Below are 25,854 nucleotides of genomic sequence, written 5' to 3' on the forward strand. Positions count from 1 at the left end.
TCGCTCTCCCTGACCCCTGACCCCTGACCCCTGACCCCTGCCATGGCCCAACTCCCCTCCGCCGTCGAACAAGTCCTGCGCGTCCACGCCGCCTTCATCCACACCGTCGTCAACGCGCTGCGCGACCGCAGCCAGTTGCCCGACCTGATGAAACAGCTCGACGCCGCCGAGCAGGCCGGCTGGCCGCGCCTGGTCGGCGCGCTGCGCCACGTCATCAATGGCCGCCGCGATCCCTCGATCAAGCTGGGGCTGGACGAGGAAGACGGCATCCTACTCGACGCCATCCTGCGCGGCATCGACAACCCCGCCACGCTGCCCGCGCTCGACACCCAGCCGGACGGCAGCGCCGCCGCGCCGGGGCTGGCCGCGCTGATCGATGCCGCAGCCCGGGGCGACGCACAGGCGATGTCAGTACTCGCCAACATGGCCGAGCAGATGATGAAGGCGGGCGGTGACATGGCGCTGTTGGGTGGACGCATGCGCCGGCTGGTCAACGGCGAACGCGACACCGACCAGCTGGTCGCCGGCATGGGGCCGCTAGGACGCGAACTGCTGATTAGCCTGCTCGACGAACTGGCGAAACTGCGGCCGCAGTGAATCCCGCGCCAACCGGAATCGCCGCCTTTCCTCCCGGCAACGCGCTTTGACAGTGTGTGTCCCGATCAGCTAAAATGCGCGCCTTTTCGGCGGTCGCTGGCCGAAGAAGCAGTCCCCAAGGTGATGTAGCTCAGTCGGTTAGAGCATCGGATTCATAATCCGGGGGTCGGTGGTTCAAGTCCACTCATCACCACCACATTTCTCATTTCGTGGCTGCGGCTCAATTGCAGCGGCGAAATCCCCGCCCTCAGTCTATTCACTGTCCCGGCACCCCATGAAGAAGATCTACATCAAAACCTTCGGCTGTCAGATGAACGAGTACGACTCGGACAAGATGGCCGACGTGATGGGCGCATCCGATGGTCTGGTGAAAACCGACACACCCGAAGACGCCGACGTCATCCTGTTCAACACCTGCTCGGTGCGCGAAAAGGCGCAGGAGAAGGTGTTCCATGACCTCGGCCGGGTGCGCCATCTGAAGCAGCTCAACCCCAATCTCATCATCGGCGTCGGCGGCTGCGTCGCATCGCAGGAAGGCGCCGCGATCGTGTCGCGTGCGCCCTTCGTCGACGTGGTGTTTGGCCCACAGACCCTGCACCGCCTGCCGGAACTGATCGCGCAACGCCGCGAGACCGGCCGCGCCCAAGTCGATATCAGCTTTCCCGAAATCGAGAAATTCGACCACCTGCCGCCGGCGCGGGTCGAGGGTTCGTCGGCCTTCGTCTCGATCATGGAAGGCTGCTCCAAGTACTGCACCTTCTGCGTCGTGCCCTACACGCGCGGCGAGGAAGTCTCGCGCCCGTTCGACGACGTCATTGCCGAAGTGTCGCGTCTGGCCGAACACGGGGTGAAGGAAGTCACGCTCCTGGGGCAGAACGTCAACGCCTACCAGGGCGCGTTGCACGAGGGCGGCACCGCCGACTTCGCGTTTTTGCTGGAAATGGTGCATGAGATTCCAGGAATCGAGCGCATCCGCTACACCACCAGCCACCCGCGTGAAATGACGCAGCGGCTGATCGAGTGCTATGGCACGCTGCCCAAGCTGGTGTCGCATCTGCATCTGCCGGTACAGTCGGGTTCCGACCGCATCCTCGCGGCGATGAAGCGCGGCCACACCGTGCTCGAATTCAAATCCATCGTGCGGAAATTGCGCGAACAGCGCCCCGACCTCTGCCTGTCGTCCGACTTCATCGTCGGCTTCCCCGGCGAGACCGAGGCCGATTTCGAGGCGACCATGAAGCTGATCGTCGAGCTCGACTTCGACGCCAGCTTCTCCTTCATCTACAGCAAGCGCCCCGGCACGCCGGCCTCCGACTATCCGGATGACGTGTCGGCCGAACTGAAGACGCAGCGGCTCATGAGATTGCAGGCGCAGATCGAGGCGCAGGCGCAGAAAGTGAACCAGGCCATGGTCGGCAGCATGCAGCGCGTGCTGGTCGAAGGCCACGCCAGGAAAAACGCCGAGGAGCTCGCCGGTCGCACCGACAACAACCGCATCGTCAACTTCGCCGGCCAGCCGCGCCTGATCGGGCAGTTCGTCGACGTCACCATCACCCAGGCCCTGCCGCACAGCCTGCGCGGCGAAGTCGCCCTCACCGAGACCACAAGCGCTTGAAAACCGATATCGTTGAACTGCGCCTCGCCCCGGAAGACAACCGGCGCCTGGCCAACCTGTGTGGCCCGATGGACGAGAACCTGCGCCAGATCGAGGCGGCGTTCGACGTCACCATCGGCCGCCGTGGTTCCAGCTTCCGCTTCAGCGGCGATGCCGCCCAGGCCGAAAAGGGCGCACAGGCGATCGAGCATTTCTACAACCGCGCGCACGACGAACTCTCGCTCGACGACATCCAGCTGGGCTTGGTCGAACTCACCCGCGGCCGTGCCGACGAGGAAGGTCCCGCGCTGCGTACGCGCCGTGCGGATCTCCGCGCGCGCACGCCGCGCCAGGGCGAATACATCGAGCAGATCCGCAGCCACGACATCACCTTCGGCGTAGGCCCGGCCGGTACCGGCAAGACCTATCTTGCCGTCGCCTGCGCGGTCGACGCGCTGGAGCGCGAGCAGGTCAAGCGCATCGTGCTGACCCGGCCGGCGGTCGAAGCCGGCGAGCGGCTCGGCTTCCTGCCGGGCGACCTGACGCAGAAGGTCGACCCCTACCTGCGCCCGCTGTACGACGCGCTGTACGACCTGATGGGTTTCGACAAGGTGACGCGGCTGATTGAGCGGCACGCCATCGAGGTCGCACCGCTCGCCTTCATGCGCGGGCGCACGCTCAATCACGCCTTCATCATTCTCGACGAGGCGCAGAACACCACGCCGGAGCAGATGCAGATGTTTCTGACGCGGATTGGTTTTGGCGCGCGCGCCGTGGTGACCGGCGACCCGACGCAGATCGACCTGCCCAAGCACATCAAGTCCGGCCTGCTGGATGCGACCGAGGTGCTGGGCGACGTGCGCGGCATTGCCTTCACCCACTTCCTGTCCGAAGACGTGGTGCGCCACCCGCTGGTCGGCCGCATTGTCGACGCCTACGCCGCGCGCCGTGCGGAAACGGAAAAGCGTGGCGCCTGAATTCAGCCTGTCGGTGCAGTTCGCCAGCGCGGCGACCGAGTTGCCGAGCCGCGCACAAGTGCGTCGCTGGGTTGCGGCGGCGCTCGAGTTTCCGGCCGAGATCACGGTGCGCATCGTCGACGCCGACGAAGCGCAGGCGCTCAACCAGGACTATCGCCACAAGGGCTATGTCCCCAACGTGCTGACTTTCGAATACGGCGAGATTGGCCACGATGGCGCCGGGCGCGGCGTGCTGGGCGGCGACGTGGTGATCTGTGCGCCGGTGGTCGAGCGCGAGGCGCGCGAGCAGGGCAAGCCGCTGCAACACCATTACGCCCACATGACCATCCATGGCGTGTTGCACCTGCAGGGTCACGATCACCTCGACCCGGCCGAGGCCAATATCATGGAATCACGCGAAATCGCTATACTGAAGCGGTTTCATATCCCCAATCCCTACACTTCCTGATACGAAAATGGAGTCTGACAGTAGTCCCAAACCGAGCTTGCTCGAGCGCATCTCCCACTGGCTGATGCGCGAACCCGAAGACCGTGAACAGCTGATCGAGCTGCTCCACGGTGCCTACGAAAACAGCCTGATGGATGCCGACGCCCTGGCGATGATCGAGGGCGTGCTGCAGGTGTCCGAAATGCGCGTTGGCGAGATCATGATCCCGCGCGCGCAGATGGACGTCGTCGACATCAACGACGCGCCCGAGGCTTTCATTCCCCATGTCATCGAAACTGCGCACTCGCGCTTCCCGGTCATCGACAAGGACCGCGACGACGTCATCGGGATCTTGCTGGCCAAGGACCTGCTGCGCCACTACGCCGAGTCCGACAGCGACATCCGCGGCATGCTGCGCCCGGCCGTGTTCATTCCGGAATCGAAACGGCTCAACGTGCTGCTGAAGGAATTCCGTTCCAACCGCAACCACATTGCCATCGTCGTCGACGAATACGGCGGCGTCGCCGGGCTGGTGACGATCGAGGACGTGCTGGAGCAGATCGTCGGCGACATCGAGGACGAATACGACTTCGACGAGACCGAGGACAACATCATCCGCGAAAACGAAGGCGTGTTCCGCGTAAAAGCCGGCACCGAGATCGACGATTTCAACCAGACCCTGGGCGCGCATTTCTCCGACGAGGAATTCGACACCGTCGGCGGGCTGGTCGTCTCGCGCTTCGGCCATTTGCCCAAGCGTGGCGAATCGGTCAAGTTCGACGGTTTCCTGTTCAGCATCCTGCGTGCCGACAGTCGCCGCCTGCATGCGGTGCGGGTGACGCGACTGCAAGATGAAGACGACGCCCAGCTGCCGCTAGTGTAAAAGCCAGTTTGATTTACAGCGTGTGCCGGCGGTCGCCGCGCGCGAATCCCGCCAGGGGCGCCAGCGCGCCTTTGGCGAGGCCGATCACCTTGAACAGCTCCCCCATCTCGGCCGGCGATACCAGCCGCTGCACCGCATTCGCCTGCGGCAGGTAAGCCGCGACCTCGGTCGGCGGGGTCTGCATCAGCAGCTCGGTCAGCCCGCTGTTCAGTAAAAAGCCCGCCTGGCTGGTGTAGCCCGCGAGTTCCAGCCCCGCATCCGTTCCCGCCCGGGCCACCGCGCTGAAGTCGACGTGCGCGGTCAGGTCGGCGAGCCCCGGCAGGTAGAACGGATCGTCCAGCGCATGGTGGCGGTAATGCGCCCGCAGCGTGCCCATGTGGCGTTGTGGGTGGTAGTACTCACTCGCGCTGAAACCATAGTCGATCATCAGGATCAGACCGCGATCGAGGCCGTGGGCGAGCGAAGCGATCAGTGCGTCCGCCGCCAGGTTGATTTCGGTGAGGTAGCCCGGCGGCAGCGCCAGGGCGTCGGCGCGGGCGCGCAGCACCGGGTCGTCGATCGGCCGGTCCTGCCAGGCGAAGCCGTCGCCCGTCCACGTCACGCCGCGCTGCTGCGGCCCGGCATTTGTCCCGTGTACGAGCTCCACCGGCAGCGCGTCGAGCACTTCGTTGCCGAGGATCACGCCGTTGAAATGTTGCGGCAGCGCCTCCAGCCAGCGCACCTGCTCGAGCAGCCGCGGCTGTTCGCGCGCCAGCGTCTGCTGCTGGCGTTGCCGCAAGTCAGCGCTCACTTCTAGAATGCTGTAGCGCGCCGGCTTGCTCCCGAGCTGGTCCAGTTCGGCCAGCAGGTCCGCCGCCAGTCGCCCGCTGCCGGCGCCCAGTTCCAGCACCTCGCCGCCGGTTTCCTGCAGCACCGGCGCAATCGCCTGCGCCAGCGTGCGGCCGAACAGCGGCGTCATTTCCGGCGCGGTGACGAAGTCGCCCGCCGCGCCGAACTTCATCGCCCCGGCGGCGTAATAACCCAGCCCCGGCGCATAGAGCGCGGTTTCCATATAGCGCGAAAACGGGATCCAGCCGCCGGCGTCGTCGATCAGCGACCGCAGGTGCGCGGTGACGCGTTGGCTGTGGGCAAGCGCGTCGGGAGTAGGAGCAGGCAGCATGCGGCGAATGAATCAGGGATAATGCGGACGGTTGGATAATCCAGAATCACGCGACTATAAGGGCGAATCCCGATGCAAGGCAAAGTGGTGTTGATTACCGGTGGGGCCAGGCGGGTGGGTGCCGCGTCGGCGCGATTGCTGCACGCGGCCGGCGCCAACTTGATGATCCACTACCGCAGCTCGGCCACCGAGGCGCGTGCGCTGCAGAACGAGCTCAACGCGGTCCGTCCCGATTCGGTGGCGCTGATCCAGGCCGACCTGCTTGATATCGGCGGGCTGCCGAGCCTGGTTCACCAGACCGTCATCACCTTCGGCGGGCTCGATGTGCTGCTCAACAATGCCTCGAGCTTTTATCCCACGCCGGTGGGCAGCATCGCCGAAAAGGACTGGGTCGACCTGATGGGCAGCAACCTCAAGGCGCCGATGTTTCTGTCGCAGGCCGCCGCGCCGGAACTGAAGAAGCGTCGCGGCTGCATCATCAACATCACCGACATCCACGCCGACCGGCCGATGAAAAACTACGTCGTCTATTCCGTCGCCAAGGCCGGCCTGGTCGGGCTGACCAAATCCCTGGCGCGCGAGCTGGCGCCGGAAGTGCGCGTCAACGGCATCGCGCCGGGCCCGATCATGTGGCCGGAAGACGATGCGAATTTCGACGAGGTCTCGCGCCAGCGCATTGTCTCGCACACCATGCTGAAGCGCGCCGGCGATCCCCACGACATCGCGCTTGCGGTGCGCTTCTTCGCGATGGACACGCAGTTCGTGACGGGTCAGATTCTGGCGGTGGACGGCGGACGCAGCGCGAAGCTGTAAGAAAGCGGCCCAAGCGGGCGCCCCGCCTGCGCCGGCTGAAGGCGGGGCGGTTTCGGGGGTGGGTGCAGCAACAACAGCACCCCGCCGTCGCGCATTGGCGACAGCGGGAATGCCGCTAGACAGAGTTCAACCCTAGCGTCGCTGACCGCGCGCAAACGCCGCGCCGGAAATCAGGTCCTGCGCGGTGGGGGTGTGCGTGTCCGATTCGGCCTGCGTCTCGGCGTCCGGCACCTTGGCGAGGCTGGGGCCTGACGCCAGCGTGGCCACGTCGCCGGAGATCGTGCCGCCTTCCTCGACCATCATCGCGCCATAGCGAATCACGCCGCTGACCTTGCCGGTGGCGTAGATCACCAGACGCTTGCGCGCGGTGAGGTCGCCTTCGAAGGTGCCACGCACTTCCGCCACATCGATTTCGGCCTTGCCCGAAAACACGCCGCCCTCGGCGATGCGGATGTCACGGCTGTTCATCGACGCTTCCACACGGCCTTCCACCACCAGGATTTCGCAATCGGTGATCTCGGAGCCTTTCAGCTTGATGTTGGGGCCGACGATCAGCTTGTTGCCGTCATCGCTCGTCACGTCATTCGGCACGCGGACCGTCGGGGTCTCTTCGCGTACGGGTTCGGCGGCCTTGGCCAGCGGCGCGGTGCGCCGGGTGGCGTCGAGCGTCGAAGGGCTGACCCGGTTGGACTCGGTTTTTTCATTGCTGGTGTGCATAAAATTCTTCAGCATGGGATGGGCTCTCTCGGTAACGGTTTGCAAAACGCTCTGGTGTGCTTGCGACCGGATCTGGCCGCACTGTCTTAGAGCAATACACGAGCCAGCGCTCAAAAGCGTTTGATAAACAGAGGGATAAGGATTTTGCTGCGTTGCAAACAGGCAAAAAACCGGGCAAAACGTCGCCTGACAGCGACGCCAAATCCGGCGGATTAGAAGAATCCTCAGTAAAACAAAATCTTAGACGGGACTTGTCCTGTCGTCATTGGACGACTTGAGGCGATGGACGACGGTTTGCAGCCTGACTCCGGATGCTCTACGATGCCCCGGCAAATGCAATGCACGTTGGGTCTTTCCTCAAACCTGTACAGCACCTAAAAACCTTGATTGATAACGCCGTGTCCAGAAGCCCTGACGACAAGTCTGCCCAGACAGGCAAGGGGACACCGGCTTCGGCGCAACGTGAATCCGGCGTGATGACGCTGGACCAGGTCAAGCTGAGCGTCGGCGATTCCATCCAGCTGCAGTTCCAGTCCGATATCGAGCCATCGCGCAGCTTCGTCACGCTGGTGGGCTACCTCAAGGGCCAAAGCGTTATCGTGACCACGCCCATCATCAACGGCACCATGATGCTGGTTCGCGAAGGTCAGGACTTCGTCATTCGCCTGTTCAGCGGAAAGAGCGTCTACGCCTTTTCGTCCAAGGCAATCCGCGTGACCAACACGCCGTATCCCCACCTCCATCTTTCCTACCCGAAGGAAGTGCGGGGGCTGGTCATCCGAGGCAGCCCGCGTGGACGGATCAACATCATCTGCCATGCCACGGTTGAAGACGGCCGTGGGTATGCGTGCGTCGCGCGAGACATCAGCATCGGCGGGGCGCTGATCGCCGTCAGCGAAAAAATTGGCGAAGTCGGCGCGCCGCTCACGCTCAAATTCCGCGTCAAGGTCGGCGACACCGAGCATGTGCTGGCCCTGGCGTGCATCATTCGTTCAGTGAATGCCTCACGTACGGCCGACGATGAAAAGCCCGCCACACTGCATGGCCTGTCATTCGAAGCCTTGACCAGCCAGGACACCCTGGTCATCTCCACCATGCTTTACCAGAACATGATCAGCGCCCAGGCGTCGGATCTGTAACGGCAGGCCGGGCGCGAGCGCTCCGGCCGTGCCTACTCTTCCGCCACGCGCACGCTGCCGCGGCTCACGCTTTCGCCATCCCGCGCGCGCAGCGACCAGAACGACAGCGACGACAGCATCGTGAACACACCCACCGTCAGCAAGGTGTAGTGGAGCGCCGTCATCACTGCCGCGCGGTCGGTCTGCGGCAGCTCGCCCAGATACCAGCCGGCGACCAGTGAGCCACAGGCCAGCCCGAAGCTCATCGACATCTGCTGCATCGAGCTGGCGATCGTGCTGGCCATGCTCGAATCGGGCGTGTCGATGTCGGCATAAGCCATCGAATTCATGCTGGTGTATTGCAGCGAATTGAAGAAACCCAGCGCCAGCCCCAGCAGCACGATCAGCCCGATCGGCGTGGCCGGCGTCACCAGCGAGAACAGGCTGACCACGATCCCGATCATCACCGTGTTCACCGTCAGCACGCGCCGGTAGCCGAAGCGCGCCAACACCCACGAGGCAATCAGCTTCATGAACATCGCCGCCGCCGCCACCGGCATCATCAACAGGCCCGACTGCCACGCCGGCATCCCCAGGCCCAACTGATAGAGCAGCGGCAGCAGGAAGGGCATGCCGCCCACGCCCAGCCGCGTGACGAAGCCACCCACCACCGACACGCGAAACGTGCGCACCCGGAACAGCGCCAGGCGCAACAGCGGATGGGGCGTCTCGCGGGCATGCAGCACATACGCGGCCAGCAGGCTGAGGCTGAGCGCCAGCAGCACCGCCGCCGAGGTCGCGTCGATCTGATGCTCGCCGAAGATTTCCAGCAGCCAGGACAGCAGCGCCGCGCCGCTGCCGAACAGCACCAGGCCGATGATATCCAGCGGACGTCGTGAATCGCCGCGGTAATCCGGCATGTAGCGATGCGCCAGCCACAGCGCCCCCAGCCCCACCGGCACGTTGATGAAGAAAATGTAGTGCCACGAGAACCAGTGCACGATCAGGCCGCCGACCGTGGGCCCCAGCAACGGCCCGATCAGCGCCGGGATGATGACGAAGTTCATCGCCCGCAGCAGCTCGGACTTGTGAAAGGTGCGGATGATCGCCAGTCGCCCCACCGGCATCATCATCGCCGCGCCCACGCCCTGCAGGATGCGCCCCGCCACCAGCATCGGCGCGTTTTGCGCCAGGCCGCACAGGATCGAGGCCACAGTGAACACCGCGACCGCGATGCTGAACACACGGCGCGTGCCATAGCGATCCGCCATCCAGCCGCTGACCGGGATGCACACCGCCAGGCTCAGGATGTAGCTCGTCACCACCGCCTTCAGGCTCAGCGGCGTCACCTGCAGCCCCTCCGCGATCGCCGGGATCGCCGTGTTGACGATGGTGGTGTCGAGCCCCTCCATGAACAGCGCCACGGCTACGACCCAAGGCAGGTAGGTTTTGACGGTGGCGCTGTTCATCGGTGGGTGTGAAAGGGTCGGTTCTGAGCGGCTCAATTTACGTTAGCAACGGTGTTGCAAGTCACCAGGACGATCGCTTGACACTACTAACGCGAGGCGTTAGTGTGGCGGCATGATCAAGCGATTCAAGTGTCGCGAAACACAAGCGCTGTTCGAGGGGAAACGCTCCCCGCGGTTTGCCAACATCGCAAGCGTGGCGATCCGCAAATTGCAGATGCTACACGCCGTCGAGCGTTTGGAGTCCTTGCGCATTCCGCCGCAAAACCGGCTCGAAGCGCTCAAAGGCGACCGCAAAGGTCAATGGAGCATCCGCGTCAACGACCAGTGGCGTGTGTGTTTTGTCTGGAAAGACGACGCAGCGTGGGACGTGGAAATCGTTGATTATCACTAACTCAATTTCATCAGGAGCCATCATGGCAAAACGTCAAATTCCGCTCGCCACCCCCGGCGAAATCCTGCTGGAAGAATTCCTCAAGCCGTTGGGCGTGACCCAATACCGACTGGCCAAGGAAATCGGCGTGCCGCAACGCCGCATCGGCGAAATCGTCGCCGGCAAGCGCAGCATCACCGCCGATACCGCCGCGCGCCTGGGCGTCTACTTCGGCATGGAAGCCGAGTTCTGGCTGAACCTGCAGGCGCACTACGACCTGGCTCTCACGCGCGAGGCGCTGGCTGAGAATCTGGCGGCGATTCAGCCGCTGGCGGCGGCTGCGTGAGTCGTGCGTGGCGTATGTGATATTGCAAGACCTGACCCCAAAGTGGTTTCGGGCACGATCCCAGATAAAGGTAGCGTCCCCTTTATCCCGCGTTATTTTTACTTCTTAAGTTTGTATTTGGCCAAGTCCTGCAATATTTCTTCCAGACGGGAGATTTCTTCAGGACTAAACTCATTGTCCTTGCTCGACGCAATCTCGTCGGCCTCGGCAAGCAGACGATCCTGATGCCCGAACTTCTCCTCCCTGTGCGCTCTTGTCCGATCGGCTGTCCTGACTTGTGTTTTTTCAAACAGCCACCTCCCGGCTTTGTGGAACAGGTACGTCTCGCCACACTCAATGCAATAGATTGGAAAACGGTATATGAATTTACCCCCGCACGCCCCACAAGTCCGGGATTTCCAGAAGAACAGGTATGCTGCTATCGACAAAAGTAGCATCGTGCTCACTAGAGCCACTGTCTCGTTCAGAGCACGCAAAAAGGCATAAGAAACAACTGCCAGAGTGCCGGCAGCAGATCCAGCCAAAAGACTCTGCCAAAACCCTACCCAGTAGCGTCGCCTTGCATCATGATCAAACGTCGGATCCCCCACCTTTTCGCGGGCCTGCTCGACAGCTTCCCTTCTTTTCAGGCTTTTTTCCATGGCAGGAGTGATTTGCCCGTATGTTTCAAGTAAGGCGCGCCTCATCCAGTATTGCTTGTGCGAACGTTCATGCATCCATTGTTTCCCCTGTCTTCACTAGCAGCTAAAGGGGGGGCCGCTTCGGTTACCTCTTCCTGTCAGCCCAGCTGTTTATATCTCCGATACCACTCCACCCACTTCCCAATCCCGTATTCCAGTGTCGTCGCCGGCGTGAACCCGGTGTCGCGGATCAGGTCGTCCACATCCGCGTAGGTCGCCTGCACGTCGCCGTCCTGCATCGGCAGGAAGTTCTTTTTCGCGGTCTGGCCGAGCGCGGCTTCGATGGTGCCGATGAAGTCCATCAGCTGCACCGGGGTGTGGTTGCCGATGTTGTAGAGGCGGTAAGGCGCGTGGCTCGATGCCGGGTCGGGATTCTTGTGGTCGAAGTCGGGATTGCCGTGCGGGATGCGGTCGAGCACTTTGACGGTGCCGTCGGCGATGTCGTCGATGTAGGTGAAGTCGCGCATCATGTCGCCATGGTTGAAGACGTCTATGGTGCGGCCTTCCAATATCGCGGAAGTAAACAGCCACGGCGACATGTCGGGCCGACCCCACGGACCGTAGACGGTGAAGTAGCGCAGGCCCGTGGTGGGCAGGCCGTAGAGGTGGGAGTAGGTGTGCGCCATCAGCTCGTTGGCCTTTTTGCTGGCGGCGTACAGGCTGACCGGGTGGTTGACCGGGTCGTGGGTGGAGAACGGAATTTTGGTGTTGGCGCCGTACACGGAGGACGAGCTAGCGTAGACGAAGTGCTTGACGCCGTGGTGGCGACAGCCTTCGAGCAGGTTGGCGAAGCCGACGATGTTGGACTGCACGTAGGCGTGCGGATTCTTCAGCGAGTAGCGCACGCCGGCCTGCGCGGCGAGGTTGATGACGGCGTCGAAGTGGCCTTTCTCGAACAGGTCTTCCATCACCATGCGGTCGGAGATGTCGTCCTTGAGGAAGCGGAAGTTGGGGTAGGGCTTCAGCTGCTCCAGCCGCGCGAGCTTCAGCGCCGGGTCGTAGTAGTCGTTGAGGCTGTCGATGCCGACGACTTCGTCGCCGCGCTTCAACAGGATTTGCGCGACGTGCATGCCGATAAACCCGGCCGCGCCGGTGAGCAGGATTTTCATTTTTTCTCCCTCAGGGTGGCGTCGATTCTAGCACCGGCCGCATGCCGGCCGATGACACCTGGTTTGGGCGCAGGCCCTGCCACCCTTACAATCCGGCGATGTTCAAAATCCGTCTGATTCTCGACTGGACGCTCTACCGCCTGGCGCTGCTGCTGGCCGCGCCGCTGATTCCGCTGCGCCTGCTGTGGCGGGGCCGACGCGAGCGCGGCTACTGGCGGCACTGGGCTGAGCGGCTGGCGCTCGGGCCGGCGCCGGTGACCGGCGCACTGTGGATCCATGCGGTGTCGGTCGGCGAGATGCGCGCGGCGCAGCCGCTGATCGCCGCATTGCGCACCGCGCATCCGGATTCGCCCGTGCTGCTGACCTGCATGACGCCGACCGGGCGCGCCACCGCCGAATCGCTGTACGGTGGTTTTGCGCACATTGTCTATCTGCCCTACGACTATGCCTGGCTGGTGCGCCGCTTCCTGCGGCGGCTGAAGCCGCGCGTCGGCATCCTGATGGAAACCGAGCTGTGGCCCAATCTGATCCGCGCTGCTGCGCGCGCGGGCGTGCCGCTGGTGCTGGCCAATGCGCGGCTGTCGGAACGTTCGGCGCGCGGCTATGCGCGGCTGCCGGCGCTGACGCGGGCGTCGCTGCAGCGGATCGACAGCATTGCCGCGCAGACCGAAGCCGACGCCGCGCGCCTGCTCAAACTGGGCGCGGCGTCGGTTCACGTCACTGGCAATCTCAAATTCGACATCGCGCCGCCGACCGATCAGCTCGAACGCGGCGCGGCATGGAAAGCGGCATGGGGCGCCCGCCCCGTGCTGCTGGCGGCAAGCACGCGCGAAGGCGAGGAACTGCCCTTGTTGCGCGCCTTCAGTGACGCCGCGCCGGTCGACGTGCTGCTGGTGCTGGTGCCGCGGCATCCGCAACGCTTCGATGCGGTGGCGGCGCTGGTCGAGTCGACGGGTTTGCCGTATCAGCGGCGCAGCGTTGCGGAGGGAACGGCATTGAATCCGGGCACGCGGGTGCTGCTGGGCGACAGCCTGGGGGAACTGTTTGCGTATTACGCGGCCTGCGATGCCGCCTTCGTCGGTGGCAGTCTGCAGCCGCTGGGCGGACAGAACCTGATCGAGGCGGCGAGCGTGGGACGGCCGGTGCTGGTGGGGCCCTATACCTACAACTTCGAGGAGGCGACCCAGCGGGCGATCGATGCGGGCGCGGCGCTGCGGGTGAACGACGCCGCCGACCTGCTGGAAAATGCGCTGAAGCTGCTGGGCGATGGCCCGATGCGTGCGCGCATGGGCGAGGCCGGACTGGCGTTCGCCGCACGCCACCGCGGTGCGGCGACGCGGGTGGCGGAGCTGGTGTCAGCGTTGGTTTAATCCTTCAAGCCGACGGTAGCGTGCGGCGGCACCGCCCCTCGGACGTTTACTGCGGAACGGGTCTCAGGTGCTGATCAATCTCGGCCAGATCGGCCGGGCTCAGCGTGCCGACGGCGGCCTTCAGTGACAGCGTAGCCAGCAGGTAGGCATAGCGTGCGGCGGCGAGGTCGCGGCGGGCGGACAGCACCTGCTGCTCGGCATCGAGCACGTCGAGGTTGGTGCGCACGCCGACATCGAGGCCGAGCTTGGTCGAGTCGAGCTGTGCCTGGGTGGAGATCAGCGCCTGTTCCAGCGCACGCACGCGGGCGACGCCGCTGTTGACGTTGAGCCAGGCCTGACGGGCCTGCAAGCCGGCTTCGCGGGTGGCGAATTCCAGATCCTGGCGCGCCTTTTCCTGGAAGGCGACGGCTTCGCGCACGCGCGAACTGGTCAGCCCGCCCTGGTAGATCGGCAGGTTGAGTTCGACGCCGATGCTGGCTGTCTTCGTATCGATCTTCCCGGTGCCGAAGCTTTGGTTGTTGTTAACGGTGTAGCCGGCCACCGCATCCAGCGTCGGATAATGGCCGGCGCGGTTGCGCTCGACTTCCTGGTCGGCGATGGTCTTGGCGATGCGCTGGATTTCGGCCTGCAGGTTGCCGTCGGCGGCGCGCGCGGCCCATTCGTCGAGGGTGCCGGCTTCGGCCCGCAGCAATTTGTTGTCGACCAGACTGTCGAGGGTGCCGGCCGGCTTGCCGATCAGTTTTTCCAGCGCGCGCAGACGGATGTTGAGGCTGTTCTGCTCGGCGATTTCCTGCGCGACGGCGAGGTCGAAGCGGGCCTGCGCTTCGTGAGTGTCGGTGATGGTGGCGGTGCCGACTTCGAAATTGCGCTTGGCGGCGGCCAGCTGTTCGGTGATCGAGGCCTTCTGCGAATTGATGAAGGCGATGTTGTCCTGCGACTGCAGCACGTCGAAATAGGCCTGCGCCACCCGCAGGATCAGCTCCTGCTCGGCCACCTTCAACTGCATTTCGGCGATCTTCACCTGATTCTTCGATTGTTCGTACTGCACGCTGTTCTGCTTGCGGAACAAGGGTTGCGCGGCGTTGATCCCGATGCTGTTGGAGGAAAAGGTGTCTTCCCCGTAGGAGGCGTCGACATTCTGGTAGCGCACGTTGCCGCCTAGGTTGACGTTGGGCAGCAGCCCGGCGCGGCCCTGCACCGCTTTTTCCTTGCCGGCCTCGTATGCGGCGCGCGCGGCGGCGAATTGCGCGTCGTAGGCCAGCGCGTCGCGGTAGACGTCGGTCAGGTTGGTGGCGTGGGCAGTGGGGGCCAGCGCCAGGGTCAGGGCGAGTAACAGGGGCTTGAGCTGCATGTTGGATCCAGTTCTTGTAGCGGTTCAGTAGCGCGGCATGGCCGGTTCGACTTCGTCTGCCCAGGCAGCCATGCCGCCCGACAGATTGATGACATTGCCGAAGCCCAGGCTTTCAAGATAGCGTGCCGCGTGATAACTGCGAACGCCATGATGGCAGATGACCACGGTTTCGGCGTCCTTGTTCAATTCGGCCTGGCGCTCGGGCAGCTCGCGCATCGGGATCAGCACCGTGCCGGGCAGGCGGCACAGGTTCCATTCCCACGGCTCGCGCACGTCGAGCAGCACCGGCGCGTGCCCGGCCTGCAGGTGGGCGGCGAGTTCGGCGGGACGAAACTGGCGCATCAGGCAGACGCTCAGAAAACGAATGCGGCGGGGTGCGGCGCGTTGAGCAGCGGCGCCACGCAGGTCTCGAACAGCGTTACACTGCGATAGGCGCCGGGCGCGGTGCAGGTGATGAGCTGCGCTTCCATCACGGGTGCCTCGCCGGTGATGGCGAACAGGCGGCCGCCGAGCTTGAGGCGGCGCAGCAGCGCGTCCGACAGCAGCGGCGTCGAACCGGTCAGCACAATGACGTCGAAGCCGGCATCGTCGGCCCAGTCGGTGGCGGCGTCGCCGGTATGCAGCACCACATTGTCGAAGCCGTGTGCGCGCAGTTTCTGCGTCGCCGTGGTGGTGAATTCAGGCAGGATGTCGACCGACACCACGCCGGCGGCGCGGGAGGCCAGCAGCGCGGTCAGGTAGCCGCTGCCGGTGCCGATTTCCAGCGCGCGGTCGGTGGGGCGGATGTCGAGCTCCTGCACCACCCGCGCTTCCAGCTTGGGCGTCCACATGGCCTGGCCGTGGCCGAGCGGGATTTCCATGTCGACGAAGGCCAGCGCGCGGTGCGCCTGCGGCACGTAGTCTTCGCGACGCACCTTGGACAGCAGATCCAGCACCTCCTGATCCAACACGTCCCAGGGACGGATCTGCTGTTCCACCATGTTGAAGCGCGCTTGCTCGATGTCCATGCGGTGCCCTTGAATATCAATAAGTTAGATGGGGACTTGCCTTGCAATTATTCCACATTTCGGCTACCTTGGCCGCTCGCCAGGGGTCTCCGTGCGGAAGCTTTTTCCGGATGGAGTGAGACATACCCTTCGAACCTGATGCGGTTGATACCGCCGTAGGGAGGCTGTAGGCCTCCCGCGGATTTTTGCAGCGAGGCTTGCGAGGCCTCCTGTCTGACTGGAGCGCCCATGAACGCCAACCCCAAGTTTCTTGCCGCCACGGCCCACGTCGACGAAGCAGCGGTGCACCCCCTGCCCAATTCGCGCAAGATCTATGTGCAGGGCAGCCAGCCCGATATCCGCGTGCCAATGCGTGAAATCAGCCAGGCCGACACGCCGCTGATGTTCAGCGGCGAACCCGGCAAAGGCGACGCCGCCCGCTCGGAGCCCAATCCGCCCATTTTCGTCTACGACTGCTCGGGCCCGTATTCCGACCCGGCGGCGCAGATCGACATCCGCAAAGGCCTGCCCGCGCTGCGCACCCGCTGGATCGAGGCACGCGGCGACACCGAGGTGTTGGCCGACCTCTCCTCCGAATACGGTCGCCAGCAGGCCGCCAACCCCGAACTCGCCGCGATGCGCTTTCCCGATCTGGCGCGCACGCCGCGCCGCGCGAAAGCCGGCATGAACGTCACGCAGATGCACTACGCGCGCCAGGGCATCGTCACGCCGGAGATGGAGTTCATCGCGATCCGTGAGAACAACAATCGCACTGCCTATCTCGAATCGCTGAAGCAAACCGGCCCGATGGGCGAGAAGCTCGCCGCGCTGATGAACCGCCAGCATCCTGGCCAGAACTTTGGCGCGAACCTGCAGAACGAGATCACGCCCGAGTTCGTGCGCGACGAAGTCGCGCGCGGCCGCGCCATCATCCCCAACAACATCAACCACCCGGAATCCGAGCCGATGATCATCGGCCGCAATTTCCTGGTGAAGATCAATGCCAACATCGGCAACTCGGCGCTCGGTTCCAGCATCCAGGAAGAAGTCGAGAAAATGACCTGGGCGATCCGCTGGGGCGGCGACACCGTGATGGACCTGTCCACCGGCAAGAACATCCATGAGACGCGCGAGTGGATCATCCGCAATTCGCCCGTACCCATTGGAACAGTCCCAATCTATCAGGCGCTGGAAAAAGTCGACGGCAAGGCCGAAGACCTGACCTGGGAAATGTTCCGCGACACGCTGATCGAGCAGGCCGAGCAGGGCGTCGACTACTTCACGATCCACGCCGGCGTGCTGCTGCGCTACGTGCCGATGACCGCCAACCGCATGACCGGCATCGTTTCCCGCGGTGGCTCGATCATGGCGAAGTGGTGCCTTGCGCACCACAAGGAATCATTCCTCTACACGCACTTCGAGGACATCTGCGAAATCATGAAGGCCTACGACGTGGCCTTCAGCTTGGGTGATGGCTTGCGTCCCGGCTCGATCTACGACGCCAACGACGAAGCGCAGCTGTCCGAGCTGAAGACGCTGGGCGAACTGACCCAGGTGGCGTGGAAGCACGACGTGCAGGTGATGATCGAGGGTCCCGGCCACGTCCCGATGCACCTGATCAAAGAGAACATGGACATCCAGCTGGAGCAGTGTTCCGAAGCGCCGTTTTATACGCTCGGCCCGCTGACCACCGACATCGCCCCCGGCTACGACCACATCACCAGCGGCATCGGCGCCGCGATGATCGGCTGGTACGGCACCGCGATGCTCTGCTACGTGACGCCGAAGGAACATCTGGGCCTGCCCGACAAGGATGACGTGAAGGAAGGCATCATCACCTACAAGCTCGCCGCGCACGCGGCGGATCTGGCGAAGGGCCATCCCGGCGCGCAGATCCGCGACAACGCCTTGAGCAAGGCGCGTTTTGAGTTTAGGTGGGACGACCAGTTCAACCTCGGCCTCGACCCCGACAAGGCGAAGTCTTTCCATGACGAGACGCTGCCGAAAGAGTCGGCCAAGGTCGCGCATTTCTGCTCGATGTGCGGCCCGCATTTCTGCTCGATGAAGATCACCCAGGACGTGCGCGAGTACGCCGCGAAGGAAGGCCTCAACGAAGCCGACGCGCTGGCCAAGGGCATGGAAGTCAAGGCGGTGGAGTTCGTGAAGCAGGGCGCCGAGGTCTATCGCAAGGTCTGAGGCTTTTTTACATCCGACAGGGTACGGGGATTTGCGTAGCGGATTTTTGAGACGGCTTGTCGGGTGTGTTGTGCTGCTGGGCGGCTTGTTGGGCGCGCTGGCGAGTGCGGCGCCGCTATCAGTTGCCCAGGACCCGGTATCCGCGATTGGCCTGTCAACCCGTACCCTGCAGGAAAACCAGAGTCGCTTGAGCCTGGCCGAGGCGACGGTCGCCTTGCAGGCCGGACAGTTCACGCCCGGCACCAGCCCGGTGCTGAGTTTCGGCATCGGCGCGAAGCCGGTATGGATCCAGTTCGCGCTGGATAACCCGGCCCCGGCGCCGGTACAGAAACGGCTGTCGATCGAGATTGCCTGGCTCGACCGGATCGAGCTCTATATCCGGAATCCGGACGGCAGCCTGACGACCCATCATGTCGGCGACCGGCAACCCTATGCGCAGCGCTCGGTCGCCAGCCGCTATTTTGTGTTCGACCACGCGTTCGGGGCGGGTACGAGCGAGGTGTTCGTCCGCGTCGAAACGCCCGACCCGATGGTCGTCCCGATCCACCTGCTGGATCCGGAGGTGTCGCGCGACCGGCAGATGCAGCAGGCATTCAGCTACGGCATCGTGTACGGCTTCCTGCTCGCGCTGATGGCCTACAATGCCATTCTCTATCTCAGCCTGCGCAGCACGCGTTACCTCTACTATGCCTTGTATCTGGCGATGTTCGTGGCAATGAACGTCGCCTACACTGGCCACGGCTACGCCTGGCTGTGGCCCGATTCGCTGGCCTGGCAGCAGTGGTCCAACCCGGTCCTGATGTTCCTGTATGGCACCAGCGGTCTCGTGTTCGCCATCCGCTTTCTCGATCTGCGGGTGTATTTTCCGCGGGCACGCAAGACCGTCATCGCGTTCTGCGCGACATTCGGCGCGCTGCTGGTGGCCGCCTTCCTGTTGGACAGCCAGAAGCTGGCCCTGCTGGCGGCCTTCACGTTCGCCATCCTGTTCACCGCCATCATGCTGTTCCTGGGCGTCATCTCGGTCCGCGCGGGCCAGAAGCCGGCCCGTTATTTTCTGATCGCTGCGCTCGCCGGCATGGTGGGCGCGCTGCTGACGGCACTGTCCACCTGGGGCTTCATCCCCTACAACAGCTGGACCTTCCGTGCGGTGGAGATCGGCATGCTGATCGACGCCACGCTGCTGGCGCTGGCGCTCGGCTACCAGTTTCGCGTCGGCCAGGAAGAGCGCCTGCGCGCCGAACGCCTGGCGCAGCTCGACCCGCTGACGGGGCTGAACAACCGGCGCGCCTTCTACGACAAGACCAGCGCGCTGTGGAGTCAGACGGTGCGTCATGGCCACGCCACCTCGGTCATGCTGCTCGACATCGACCGCTTCAAGCAGATCAACGACGCGCATGGCCATGCCCACGGCGATGAAGTGCTGAGAGCGGTGACGCAGGTGTTGAAGGCCTCGATGCGGGAGGAGGATGTGCTCGCCCGCTGGGGCGGCGAGGAGTTCATCGTGTTCCTGCCCGAAACCAGCCGGGAGGAAGCGATGGCGCTGGCGGAACGCCTGCGCATCCTGATCGCGGCCCTGCGCGTTCCGGCGGAAGCGGGTGAAACCGTGCTGACGGCAAGCTTCGGCATCGCCCAGATGGAGGACCACCATTCCACGCTGGATGCCTTGATTGCCTCCGCCGATGAGTGCCTGTACCAAGCCAAGCAGCAGGGCCGCAACCAGGTGGCGGGCTGCGCAGCCGGACAGTGCGCCCCGAGATAGCCGACCGGGCCGTATCGAAAAGCCACGCCCCAACCCTCGTATAATCCGCAGGCGCGCTCCACAGGCGCGCCTTTTTTATCACCGACACGTCGCCATGACCGACCCCACCCTGCTGCTGTATGCCCTGATCCTCGGCCTGGTCGAAGGCGTCACCGAATTCCTGCCGATCTCCAGCACCGGCCACCTGATCATCGCCGGCCAGCTGCTGGGTTTCACCGGCGAGAAGGCCAAGGTGTTCATGATCGCCATCCAGCTGGCGGCGATTTTTGCGGTGGTGTGGGAATATCGGGCGAAGCTCGGGCACGTGGCGACGACGCTGCATTCCGACCCCCTTTCACAGCGGCTGGCGATCAACTTGATGGCGGGGTTTTTGCCGGCGGCGGTGTTGGGCTTCCTGTTCTACAAGCAGATCAAATACTACCTGTTCAACCCCATTGTGGTGGCGTCTGCACTGGTGATCGGCGGCGTGCTGATCCTGTGGGCGGAGCGACGCACGCATGTGATCAGCACGCCGACCGTGGACGACATCCACTGGCGCCGCGCGCTGGCGGTGGGTTTCGCGCAGGCGCTGGCGATGATCCCCGGCACCTCACGCTCGGGCGCCACCATCATCGGCGGCCTGTTCCTTGGGCTGTCGAGAAAGGCGGCGGCGGAGTTCTCGTTCTTCCTCGCCATCCCCACCATGTTCGCCGCCACGGCCTACGACCTCTACAAGAACTGGCATCTGTTCGACGTGCACGACGTGCCGCTGTTCGTGGTCGGCGGCGTGGCGTCGTTCGTCAGCGCCCTGATCGCCGTGCGTACGCTGATCAAGTTCGTCAGCCGCCATGACTACACGCTGTTCGCCTGGTACCGCATCGTGTTCGGTGGGGTGGTGCTGATGACTGCCTATCTCGGGTGGGTCGACTGGAACGCGTCGGCCTGATCGACCAGACCTAGACTGGCTTGGGCGGGTGCTTGTCGAGTTTGCGCTGTAGCGTACGGCGGTGCATTTTCAGCGCGCGTGCGGTGGCCGAGATGTTGCCGTCGTGCGCGCTCAGCACTTTCTGGATGTGCTCCCATTCCAGCCGCGCCACCGACAGGGGTTCGGGGCTGACTTCGAGCGCGGCGTCGGGCTGATCGCGCAGCAGCGCGGCGAGGATTTCGTCGGCGTCGGCGGGTTTTGCCAGGTAATGCCGTGCCCCGAGCCGCACCGCTTCGACCGCGGTGGCGATGCTGGCGTAGCCGGTGAGCACGACGATGGCAGGCGCGGGCGTGCGCGCGGCCAGTTGCTCGACGACCTTGAGTCCCGATTCGCCCGGCAGCTTGAGGTCGACGACCGCGTGGCTGGGGACGAAGGTTTCCGCCACGGCCCGCGCTTCCCCGCCGTCGTGCGCCAGTGCCACCTCGAAGCCGCGTTTCGTCATCGCGCGTGCCAGGGCCGCGGCAAAATCGGCGTCGTCCTCGACGATCAATAGTTTCATCGCAGCAGCGTTCATGGTGCCGAGCTCCAGGGCAGGCGGATGCGCACGCAGGTGCCGCCGCCGTCGCGCTCGGTCAGGGTGAGGCTGCCGCCGAGCCGTTCCAGCGTGGCATGGGTGAGCGCCAGGCCCATGCCCCAGCCGCGCCCTGGCTTGCCGCTGAACAGCACGCGTCCGGCCTGCGCCTTCTGCGCGGGGGTGAAGCCCGGGCCGCGGTCGGCGATCTCGATGACCAGCGCGTCAGCGTGCGTCTCGGTGCGGAATTCAACGGCATCGGGCGACACGTCAGCCGCGTTGTTCAGCACGTTCTGGATCGCCTGCTCGAATCCGTCGGGCGCGGCGAAATCGCGGCCGTCTGCCGGCAGTTCGGACGCGATCCGTGCATCCGGGCGCAATACCTGCCAGCGCTCGATCACTGCGGCGAGCCAGGCGTCCAGCGGTAGCGCGGCGGGCGGCGTGTCCTGCGCGCGCGCGGCGAGCTGGGTCAGGATGCGCTTGCAGGCCTGCGCCTGCTTTTCGAGCAGTGCGCAGTCGGCGCCGATGTCGGGGTCGTTGGCGAATTCGGTTGCGAGCTCGTGCGCGGTGGTCTGGATGGTGGCCAGCGGCGTGGCGAGTTCGTGCGCCGCCAGCGCGGCCTGGGTGCCGAGCGCGACAATGCGCTCGTCGCGCAACTGCTTTTCGCGCAGCGCCGACAGCTCCTGGTCGCGCGCGCGGAGCGCGGCGTGCATGCGGGTGACGAAGAAGGCGATCAGCGCCGCGCTGATCAGGAAGTTGAACCACATGCCACCCAGGTGCATGCCGTAGGCGGCCACCGGGTCGGCGATCGCCAGCGGCTGGTAGTAGAACAGCAGCAGCGCGTAATAGCCGCCTGCCACCGCCGCCAGCAGCCACACCCAGCGTGGGCGCAGGCTGATGGCGGCGATGATGATGGGCACAAGCATCAGCGAGACGAAGGGATTGGTCGCGCCGCCGCTGAAGAACACCAGCACCGCGAATGCCGTCAGGTCGGCCAGCAGGTGCGCGAGAAATTCCATCTGCGTGGCCGGCACATCGAGCCGCAGCCGCCACGCGGTGGACAGCGAGAACAGCGCCATCAGCACCAGCACCGAGGCCATCGGAAACAGCGGCATGCGCACGCCCAGACCCCAGTGCAACCAGACGATGCCGGCCGCCCAGCCGGCAATCAGCGACACGCGCACCGCCAACAGCCGCCCCAGCAGGGCGCGGGCGGGCAGGGTGGACAGCAGCGTGAAAGTGGGCGCGGACGACATGGCGGCATTGTAATGCGCGCGCCGGCGCGGACTGCGGGCTGCGACAATTTGTCCAATTGTGCTCGGCGCGCGTCCCGCCTAAAGTGGGATCACGCGTCATCGCGTACCTCACGCTCCCTTCCCGCCTGCTGGCGGGATTTTTTTGCCCGCGCTGCCGAAGGGGCGGTGACGGAATTGAAAAAGCCCCGTGTTTGGCTCACGGGGCTTTTTGTTGTGCAAGGCTTCGGGCGGTAGCTTAAAACTGCACATTCACCCCGGCGTAGAACGAGCGGCCGGGGCCGGGAACGGCGATTCCCCAGTGGACGCCGGTGATCGACATCGTCGTGCCCTGGCCGACATAGGCGCCGCCCAGCGGCAACGCGTAGCCGGTGTCGAACAGATTGTCGATGCCAAGGTCCAGACGGACCTGCTTCCATTCGTAGCTGCTGCGCAGACTGAACAGGCTATAGCCCGCAGTCTCGATTTCGTTGCGGATATCCGAGACGTCGTTCTTCGCTGCGACGAACCGCCCTTCCAGCGTGTTGGTCAGCCGCCCCCGCTTTTGCGTCAGCATCAGCTTCGCGTTCAAGGGCATGATGTTGTAGAGATTGTCGCCGGTATCGCGGTTCTCGCCGCGGGTGTAATTCACAATACCGCTGACGGTAAAGTCTCCGTAGGCGGCGCTGCGTGCCGCCAGGAAGTGGCCGGACAGATCGACGCCAAGCAGCCGGGCCGACTGGTTGACATACTTCAGCACGTTGAACTGGTCATCCGGGCAGGAGGTGTTGTTGCAGGTCGCGTCGATGTAGTCCTTCACGTGCGTGTAGTACGGCGCGACGCGCACCCCCCAGGACTTCTTGCCGGCATCGTGCCAGTTGGCGGCGAAGCTCAGGGTTCGGGCCACCTCCGGCTTCAGATCGAGGTTGCCGACATAGCCATTGCCGTCGCCGACGAAGTTGTTCATCACCGCCGCCATGGTCCAGGTGGACCAGGTATAGCGCTCATACAGGTTGGGCGATCGGGACTTCTGTGCGACGCCGAGCTCGTAGGTTTGCGTCGCGGCCGGTTCATAACGCGCCAGCGCGGTCAGGTCCCAGTTGCGGTCGGTTATGTCATGATCCTGGTTGTTGAAATTGGCACTGTCGACCAACTGGTTTCCCATGCACATGCCGCTGGTGCAGTACCCCATCACGTCGCCGGTATCCATCCTGACGGTCTCGTGGCGTACACCCACCAGGCTCGTCCACTGCGGATGGATCTTCGCTTCCCATTCCCCGAACACGGCGTAGCGGTCGCGTTCACCATTGTTGATGTTCCAGAAGGTGCCAGGTCCCATGCCACCGCCAGACGCCGCCCACCAGTCATCCAGGCGATAGGCCTGGAACTCGGTGCCGACGCGCAGGGTGTCGCGTGCGGAAAGCGGTACCTCAGCGTTGACCGATGCCCCGGTGGTTTTGCCTTCCGTATACATGGGCATGCCGGCTGCACAGGTTCCGAGCGGGTCTCCATGAAAACGAATCGGCGAACACGGCGCGCCGGCGCCCGAGTTGGAGCCGTACCAGAACCGCTTGTCATCGCCGAAGTCCATTTCATGCTCGGTCTTCTCATGGTAGATGCGCGCTTTCAGCGTGCCCCATTGATATTCACCCGTGTAGCCCAGATTGACCAGATTGCTTGTGTTGTCGGTCATGTCCATGCGCTGGTTCGGAAAATTCTCGTTGGGAATATTCTGATGCGCCAGCTTCAGGTCGAACACATGCTTGTCATTGCGCAAGGCAAAACCGAGGGCATGGTTGATCGATTTGTAGGCGGTGGAACCGACTTCGTCGAGCGGCAGCGTGTGGCCGATGCGGCCGGTCGCGGTCGTCGTCTTGAAGTTGTCGCCCGCCGTGTAGTTGTCGGACTGCGCGGTCGAGCCGGCATAGCTCACGCTCAGGTTCTCGCCGGCAAGCGTCGCCGACAGGTTGGCACCCATGGCATTGCCGTTGCTGCGGTAGAAGGTGCCGAATTCGCCCTTTGTCATTGAGCTCTGGCCCGACTTGGCAAATTCCGGTGCGGCCGATTCGACCAGGATGGTGCCGCCGATGCTGTCGCCGCCGACGCTGACGGGCGTGATGCCGGCGTAGACCGTGATGCGGTCGACCCGGGTGGGATCGATATAGGAAAGCGCCGGATTCATGTGGTTGGGGCAGGCCGCGATCAGGTCCATCCCGTCCACCTTGATGCGCAGCCGGTCGTCTGCCAGCCCACGGATCGACGGCAGGCTGGACACGCCGCCGGCGCCGTAGAAGCTGAGGCCGGGAACGTCCCTCAGCAGCGTGGCCGTGTCGCTGGTGGCGGCGCGCATCAGGAGAAGATCCGCTGCTTCCAGCGTCACGCTGTTGAGATCGACGTCCGTGGGTTGTGAACCCACGACGACCACGGGCATGAGGGGGGTATCCGATGACTGGGCTGGCGATGCGCCTTGCGCAACTGCGTTGTTGCTTAGTGCCGACAGGGCAAGGGATACCGCGAGGAAGACCGGCTTTTTGGGAAACAACATGTTTTTCTCTGAATTGTTGGAATTTTCCCGAGTCTAGGGACGTCAAGCGCGTGCGAGAATGTGGCAAATTGCCGCAAGCCTTGCCGGACGGCGCGCTGCGACGATTTGACGCATCGCATTCCGCGCCATAATCCCCTATCGTTGCAGGCGATCAGAACGTAGCGCCGTGCGTGGCCGTGTCGCGCTGCGGGCGCAGTCTTCCGTAAAAAATGGAGCAAAGATGAAACTGAATGTGTGGATGTTTTCCGTCATCGCCGCGCTGGCCGCGCAATCGGCGTGGGCCGCCAACGTCAGCGTGAGCGACGCATGGGCGCGCGCGACCATGCCGGGCCAGAAGGTCAGTGGCGCCTACATGCGGATTCAGTCGGATGTCGATGCGAAGCTGATTGGCGCATCCAGCCCGGCGGTGCCGCGGGTCGAGGTGCACGAAATGAAAATGGACGGCGACATCATGCGCATGCGGGAGGTCACCGCGATCGAGCTGCCGAAAGGCCAGGCCGTTGCACTCGAGCCCGGCGGCTATCACATCATGCTGATGAATCTGCCAAAGCCGATTGCGGCCGGCGATCTGATTCCGCTTAGCTTGACGATCGAGTCAGGCGGCAAGCGGCAGACGGTCGAGGTAAAGGCCGAGGCACGCGCGCCCAATCAGCCCATGCAGCACCATCATCATCACTGAGC

25 protein-coding genes, 1 tRNA gene and 1 riboswitch are annotated in these 25,854 nt (G+C 64.1%); of the genes, 15 read left to right on the forward strand and 11 right to left on the reverse strand.

Annotated features, from left to right (window positions below; translation table 11 throughout):
* Positions 1 to 42 precede the first annotated feature (42 nt).
* The 6 genes from Q8R61_RS10075 (at position 43) to Q8R61_RS10100 (ending at position 4,478) form a co-directional block, all read left to right on the forward strand.
* Positions 43 to 597 (forward strand): hypothetical protein, encoded by a 555-nt coding sequence (locus tag Q8R61_RS10075; RefSeq protein WP_305536797.1) that lies wholly within the window; start codon positions 43 to 45, stop codon positions 595 to 597.
* Positions 598 to 716: 119 nt separating this feature from the next.
* Positions 717 to 793 (forward strand) — tRNA-Met (locus Q8R61_RS10080).
* 78 nt (positions 794 to 871) lie between these two features.
* Positions 872 to 2,212: a tRNA (N6-isopentenyl adenosine(37)-C2)-methylthiotransferase MiaB gene (miaB, locus tag Q8R61_RS10085; protein WP_305536799.1), complete on the forward strand. Its 1,341-nt coding sequence runs from the start codon at positions 872 to 874 to the stop codon at positions 2,210 to 2,212.
* On the forward strand, positions 2,209 to 3,168 hold the full coding sequence (locus tag Q8R61_RS10090; RefSeq protein WP_305536801.1) for a PhoH family protein: 960 nt from the start codon (positions 2,209 to 2,211) through the stop codon (positions 3,166 to 3,168). The genes miaB and Q8R61_RS10090 overlap by 4 nt, the downstream gene beginning before the upstream one ends.
* Entirely contained in the window at positions 3,158 to 3,616 is a 459-nt protein-coding gene (gene ybeY, locus Q8R61_RS10095; protein WP_305536803.1) for an rRNA maturation RNase YbeY, read from the forward strand. The genes Q8R61_RS10090 and ybeY overlap by 11 nt, the downstream gene beginning before the upstream one ends.
* A 7-nt stretch (positions 3,617 to 3,623) precedes the next feature.
* Positions 3,624 to 4,478 carry an HlyC/CorC family transporter gene (locus Q8R61_RS10100; RefSeq protein ID WP_305536805.1) on the forward strand — a complete coding sequence of 285 codons (855 nt, stop codon included), beginning with the start codon at positions 3,624 to 3,626 and terminating at the stop codon, positions 4,476 to 4,478.
* A gap of 13 nt (positions 4,479 to 4,491) precedes the next feature.
* Here Q8R61_RS10100 and Q8R61_RS10105 read toward each other — a convergent pair whose 3' ends face one another.
* The gene (locus Q8R61_RS10105) at positions 4,492 to 5,637 is read right to left on the reverse strand and encodes a class I SAM-dependent methyltransferase (RefSeq protein ID WP_305536807.1); all 1,146 of its coding nucleotides are present in this window, start codon (positions 5,635 to 5,637) and stop codon (positions 4,492 to 4,494) included.
* Between the two features lie 72 nt (positions 5,638 to 5,709).
* On the opposite strand from Q8R61_RS10105, the gene Q8R61_RS10110 reads away from it, so the two are divergent.
* Positions 5,710 to 6,450, forward strand: a complete 741-nt coding sequence (locus tag Q8R61_RS10110; RefSeq protein WP_305536809.1) for a pteridine reductase — start codon at positions 5,710 to 5,712, stop codon at positions 6,448 to 6,450.
* A 132-nt stretch (positions 6,451 to 6,582) separates the two neighbouring features.
* Here Q8R61_RS10110 and Q8R61_RS10115 read toward each other — a convergent pair whose 3' ends face one another.
* Complete coding sequence (locus tag Q8R61_RS10115; protein ID WP_305536811.1) at positions 6,583 to 7,182, reverse strand: polymer-forming cytoskeletal protein; 600 nt, start codon at positions 7,180 to 7,182, stop codon at positions 6,583 to 6,585.
* Between the two features lie 296 nt (positions 7,183 to 7,478).
* Between Q8R61_RS10115 and Q8R61_RS10120 the strand changes: the two genes are divergently transcribed.
* Positions 7,479 to 8,306 carry a flagellar brake protein gene (locus Q8R61_RS10120; protein WP_305536813.1) on the forward strand — a complete coding sequence of 276 codons (828 nt, stop codon included), beginning with the start codon at positions 7,479 to 7,481 and terminating at the stop codon, positions 8,304 to 8,306.
* 32 nt (positions 8,307 to 8,338) lie between these two features.
* Here the strand turns inward: Q8R61_RS10120 and Q8R61_RS10125 are convergent, their stop codons facing one another.
* Positions 8,339 to 9,754 carry a DHA2 family efflux MFS transporter permease subunit gene (locus Q8R61_RS10125; RefSeq protein ID WP_305536815.1) on the reverse strand — a complete coding sequence of 472 codons (1,416 nt, stop codon included), beginning with the start codon at positions 9,752 to 9,754 and terminating at the stop codon, positions 8,339 to 8,341.
* Between the two features lie 112 nt (positions 9,755 to 9,866).
* Here Q8R61_RS10125 and Q8R61_RS10130 point away from each other — a divergent pair, with 112 nt between their 5' ends.
* Both Q8R61_RS10130 and Q8R61_RS10135 read left to right on the forward strand, forming a co-directional pair.
* Entirely contained in the window at positions 9,867 to 10,145 is a 279-nt protein-coding gene (locus Q8R61_RS10130) for a type II toxin-antitoxin system RelE/ParE family toxin (RefSeq protein WP_305536817.1), read from the forward strand.
* A 22-nt stretch (positions 10,146 to 10,167) separates the two neighbouring features.
* Positions 10,168 to 10,470: a HigA family addiction module antitoxin gene (locus Q8R61_RS10135; protein ID WP_305536819.1), complete on the forward strand. Its 303-nt coding sequence runs from the start codon at positions 10,168 to 10,170 to the stop codon at positions 10,468 to 10,470.
* 98 nt (positions 10,471 to 10,568) lie between these two features.
* Here the strand turns inward: Q8R61_RS10135 and Q8R61_RS10140 are convergent, their stop codons facing one another.
* Together Q8R61_RS10140 and Q8R61_RS10145 are read right to left on the reverse strand one after the other, a co-directional pair.
* On the reverse strand, positions 10,569 to 11,186 hold the full coding sequence (locus Q8R61_RS10140; protein ID WP_305536821.1) for a hypothetical protein: 618 nt from the start codon (positions 11,184 to 11,186) through the stop codon (positions 10,569 to 10,571).
* A gap of 62 nt (positions 11,187 to 11,248) precedes the next feature.
* Entirely contained in the window at positions 11,249 to 12,259 is a 1,011-nt protein-coding gene (locus tag Q8R61_RS10145; protein WP_305536823.1) for an NAD-dependent epimerase, read from the reverse strand.
* A 98-nt stretch (positions 12,260 to 12,357) separates the two neighbouring features.
* Here Q8R61_RS10145 and waaA point away from each other — a divergent pair, with 98 nt between their 5' ends.
* Entirely contained in the window at positions 12,358 to 13,629 is a 1,272-nt protein-coding gene (gene waaA, locus Q8R61_RS10150; RefSeq protein WP_305536824.1) for a lipid IV(A) 3-deoxy-D-manno-octulosonic acid transferase, read from the forward strand.
* 46 nt (positions 13,630 to 13,675) lie between these two features.
* On the opposite strand, the gene Q8R61_RS10155 is transcribed toward waaA, so the two are convergent.
* The 3 genes from Q8R61_RS10155 to Q8R61_RS10165 are packed head-to-tail and all read right to left on the reverse strand — an operon-like array spanning position 13,676 to position 15,987.
* Positions 13,676 to 14,980: a TolC family outer membrane protein gene (locus Q8R61_RS10155; protein ID WP_305536826.1), complete on the reverse strand. Its 1,305-nt coding sequence runs from the start codon at positions 14,978 to 14,980 to the stop codon at positions 13,676 to 13,678.
* Between the two features lie 24 nt (positions 14,981 to 15,004).
* Positions 15,005 to 15,322, reverse strand: coding sequence for a rhodanese-like domain-containing protein (locus Q8R61_RS10160; protein ID WP_305536828.1), 318 nt, complete (start codon positions 15,320 to 15,322; stop codon positions 15,005 to 15,007).
* Between the two features lie 11 nt (positions 15,323 to 15,333).
* Positions 15,334 to 15,987, reverse strand: coding sequence for a protein-L-isoaspartate O-methyltransferase (locus Q8R61_RS10165; RefSeq protein ID WP_305536830.1), 654 nt, complete (start codon positions 15,985 to 15,987; stop codon positions 15,334 to 15,336).
* A gap of 71 nt (positions 15,988 to 16,058) precedes the next feature.
* A riboswitch (TPP riboswitch) is annotated at positions 16,059 to 16,166 on the forward strand.
* A 49-nt stretch (positions 16,167 to 16,215) separates the two neighbouring features.
* Between Q8R61_RS10165 and thiC the strand changes: the two genes are divergently transcribed.
* The 3 genes from thiC to Q8R61_RS10180 all read left to right on the forward strand — a co-directional run bounded on the left by thiC (position 16,216) and on the right by Q8R61_RS10180 (position 20,846).
* Positions 16,216 to 18,162: a phosphomethylpyrimidine synthase ThiC gene (gene thiC, locus Q8R61_RS10170; RefSeq protein WP_305536832.1), complete on the forward strand. Its 1,947-nt coding sequence runs from the start codon at positions 16,216 to 16,218 to the stop codon at positions 18,160 to 18,162.
* 46 nt (positions 18,163 to 18,208) lie between these two features.
* The gene (locus tag Q8R61_RS10175) at positions 18,209 to 19,921 is read left to right on the forward strand and encodes a diguanylate cyclase (protein ID WP_305536834.1); all 1,713 of its coding nucleotides are present in this window, start codon (positions 18,209 to 18,211) and stop codon (positions 19,919 to 19,921) included.
* Positions 19,922 to 20,015: 94 nt separating this feature from the next.
* Positions 20,016 to 20,846 (forward strand): undecaprenyl-diphosphate phosphatase, encoded by an 831-nt coding sequence (locus tag Q8R61_RS10180; RefSeq protein WP_305536836.1) that lies wholly within the window; start codon positions 20,016 to 20,018, stop codon positions 20,844 to 20,846.
* A 10-nt stretch (positions 20,847 to 20,856) separates the two neighbouring features.
* On the opposite strand, the gene Q8R61_RS10185 is transcribed toward Q8R61_RS10180, so the two are convergent.
* The 3 genes from Q8R61_RS10185 to Q8R61_RS10195 all read right to left on the reverse strand — a co-directional run bounded on the left by Q8R61_RS10185 (position 20,857) and on the right by Q8R61_RS10195 (position 25,059).
* Positions 20,857 to 21,399: a response regulator transcription factor gene (locus tag Q8R61_RS10185; protein WP_305536838.1), complete on the reverse strand. Its 543-nt coding sequence runs from the start codon at positions 21,397 to 21,399 to the stop codon at positions 20,857 to 20,859.
* Positions 21,396 to 22,652, reverse strand: a complete 1,257-nt coding sequence (locus Q8R61_RS10190; protein ID WP_305536840.1) for an ATP-binding protein — start codon at positions 22,650 to 22,652, stop codon at positions 21,396 to 21,398. Before Q8R61_RS10190 ends, Q8R61_RS10185 begins: the two co-directional genes overlap by 4 nt.
* Positions 22,653 to 22,887: 235 nt before the next feature.
* Positions 22,888 to 25,059: a TonB-dependent receptor gene (locus tag Q8R61_RS10195; RefSeq protein WP_305536842.1), complete on the reverse strand. Its 2,172-nt coding sequence runs from the start codon at positions 25,057 to 25,059 to the stop codon at positions 22,888 to 22,890.
* 334 nt (positions 25,060 to 25,393) lie between these two features.
* Between Q8R61_RS10195 and Q8R61_RS10200 the strand changes: the two genes are divergently transcribed.
* On the forward strand, positions 25,394 to 25,852 hold the full coding sequence (locus Q8R61_RS10200) for a copper chaperone PCu(A)C (protein ID WP_305536844.1): 459 nt from the start codon (positions 25,394 to 25,396) through the stop codon (positions 25,850 to 25,852).
* Positions 25,853 to 25,854 lie beyond the last annotated feature (2 nt).

Origin of the sequence: Thiobacillus sp., from assembly GCF_030696885.1 — a bacterium.
Lineage (GTDB): Bacteria > Pseudomonadota > Gammaproteobacteria > Burkholderiales > Thiobacillaceae > Thiobacillus.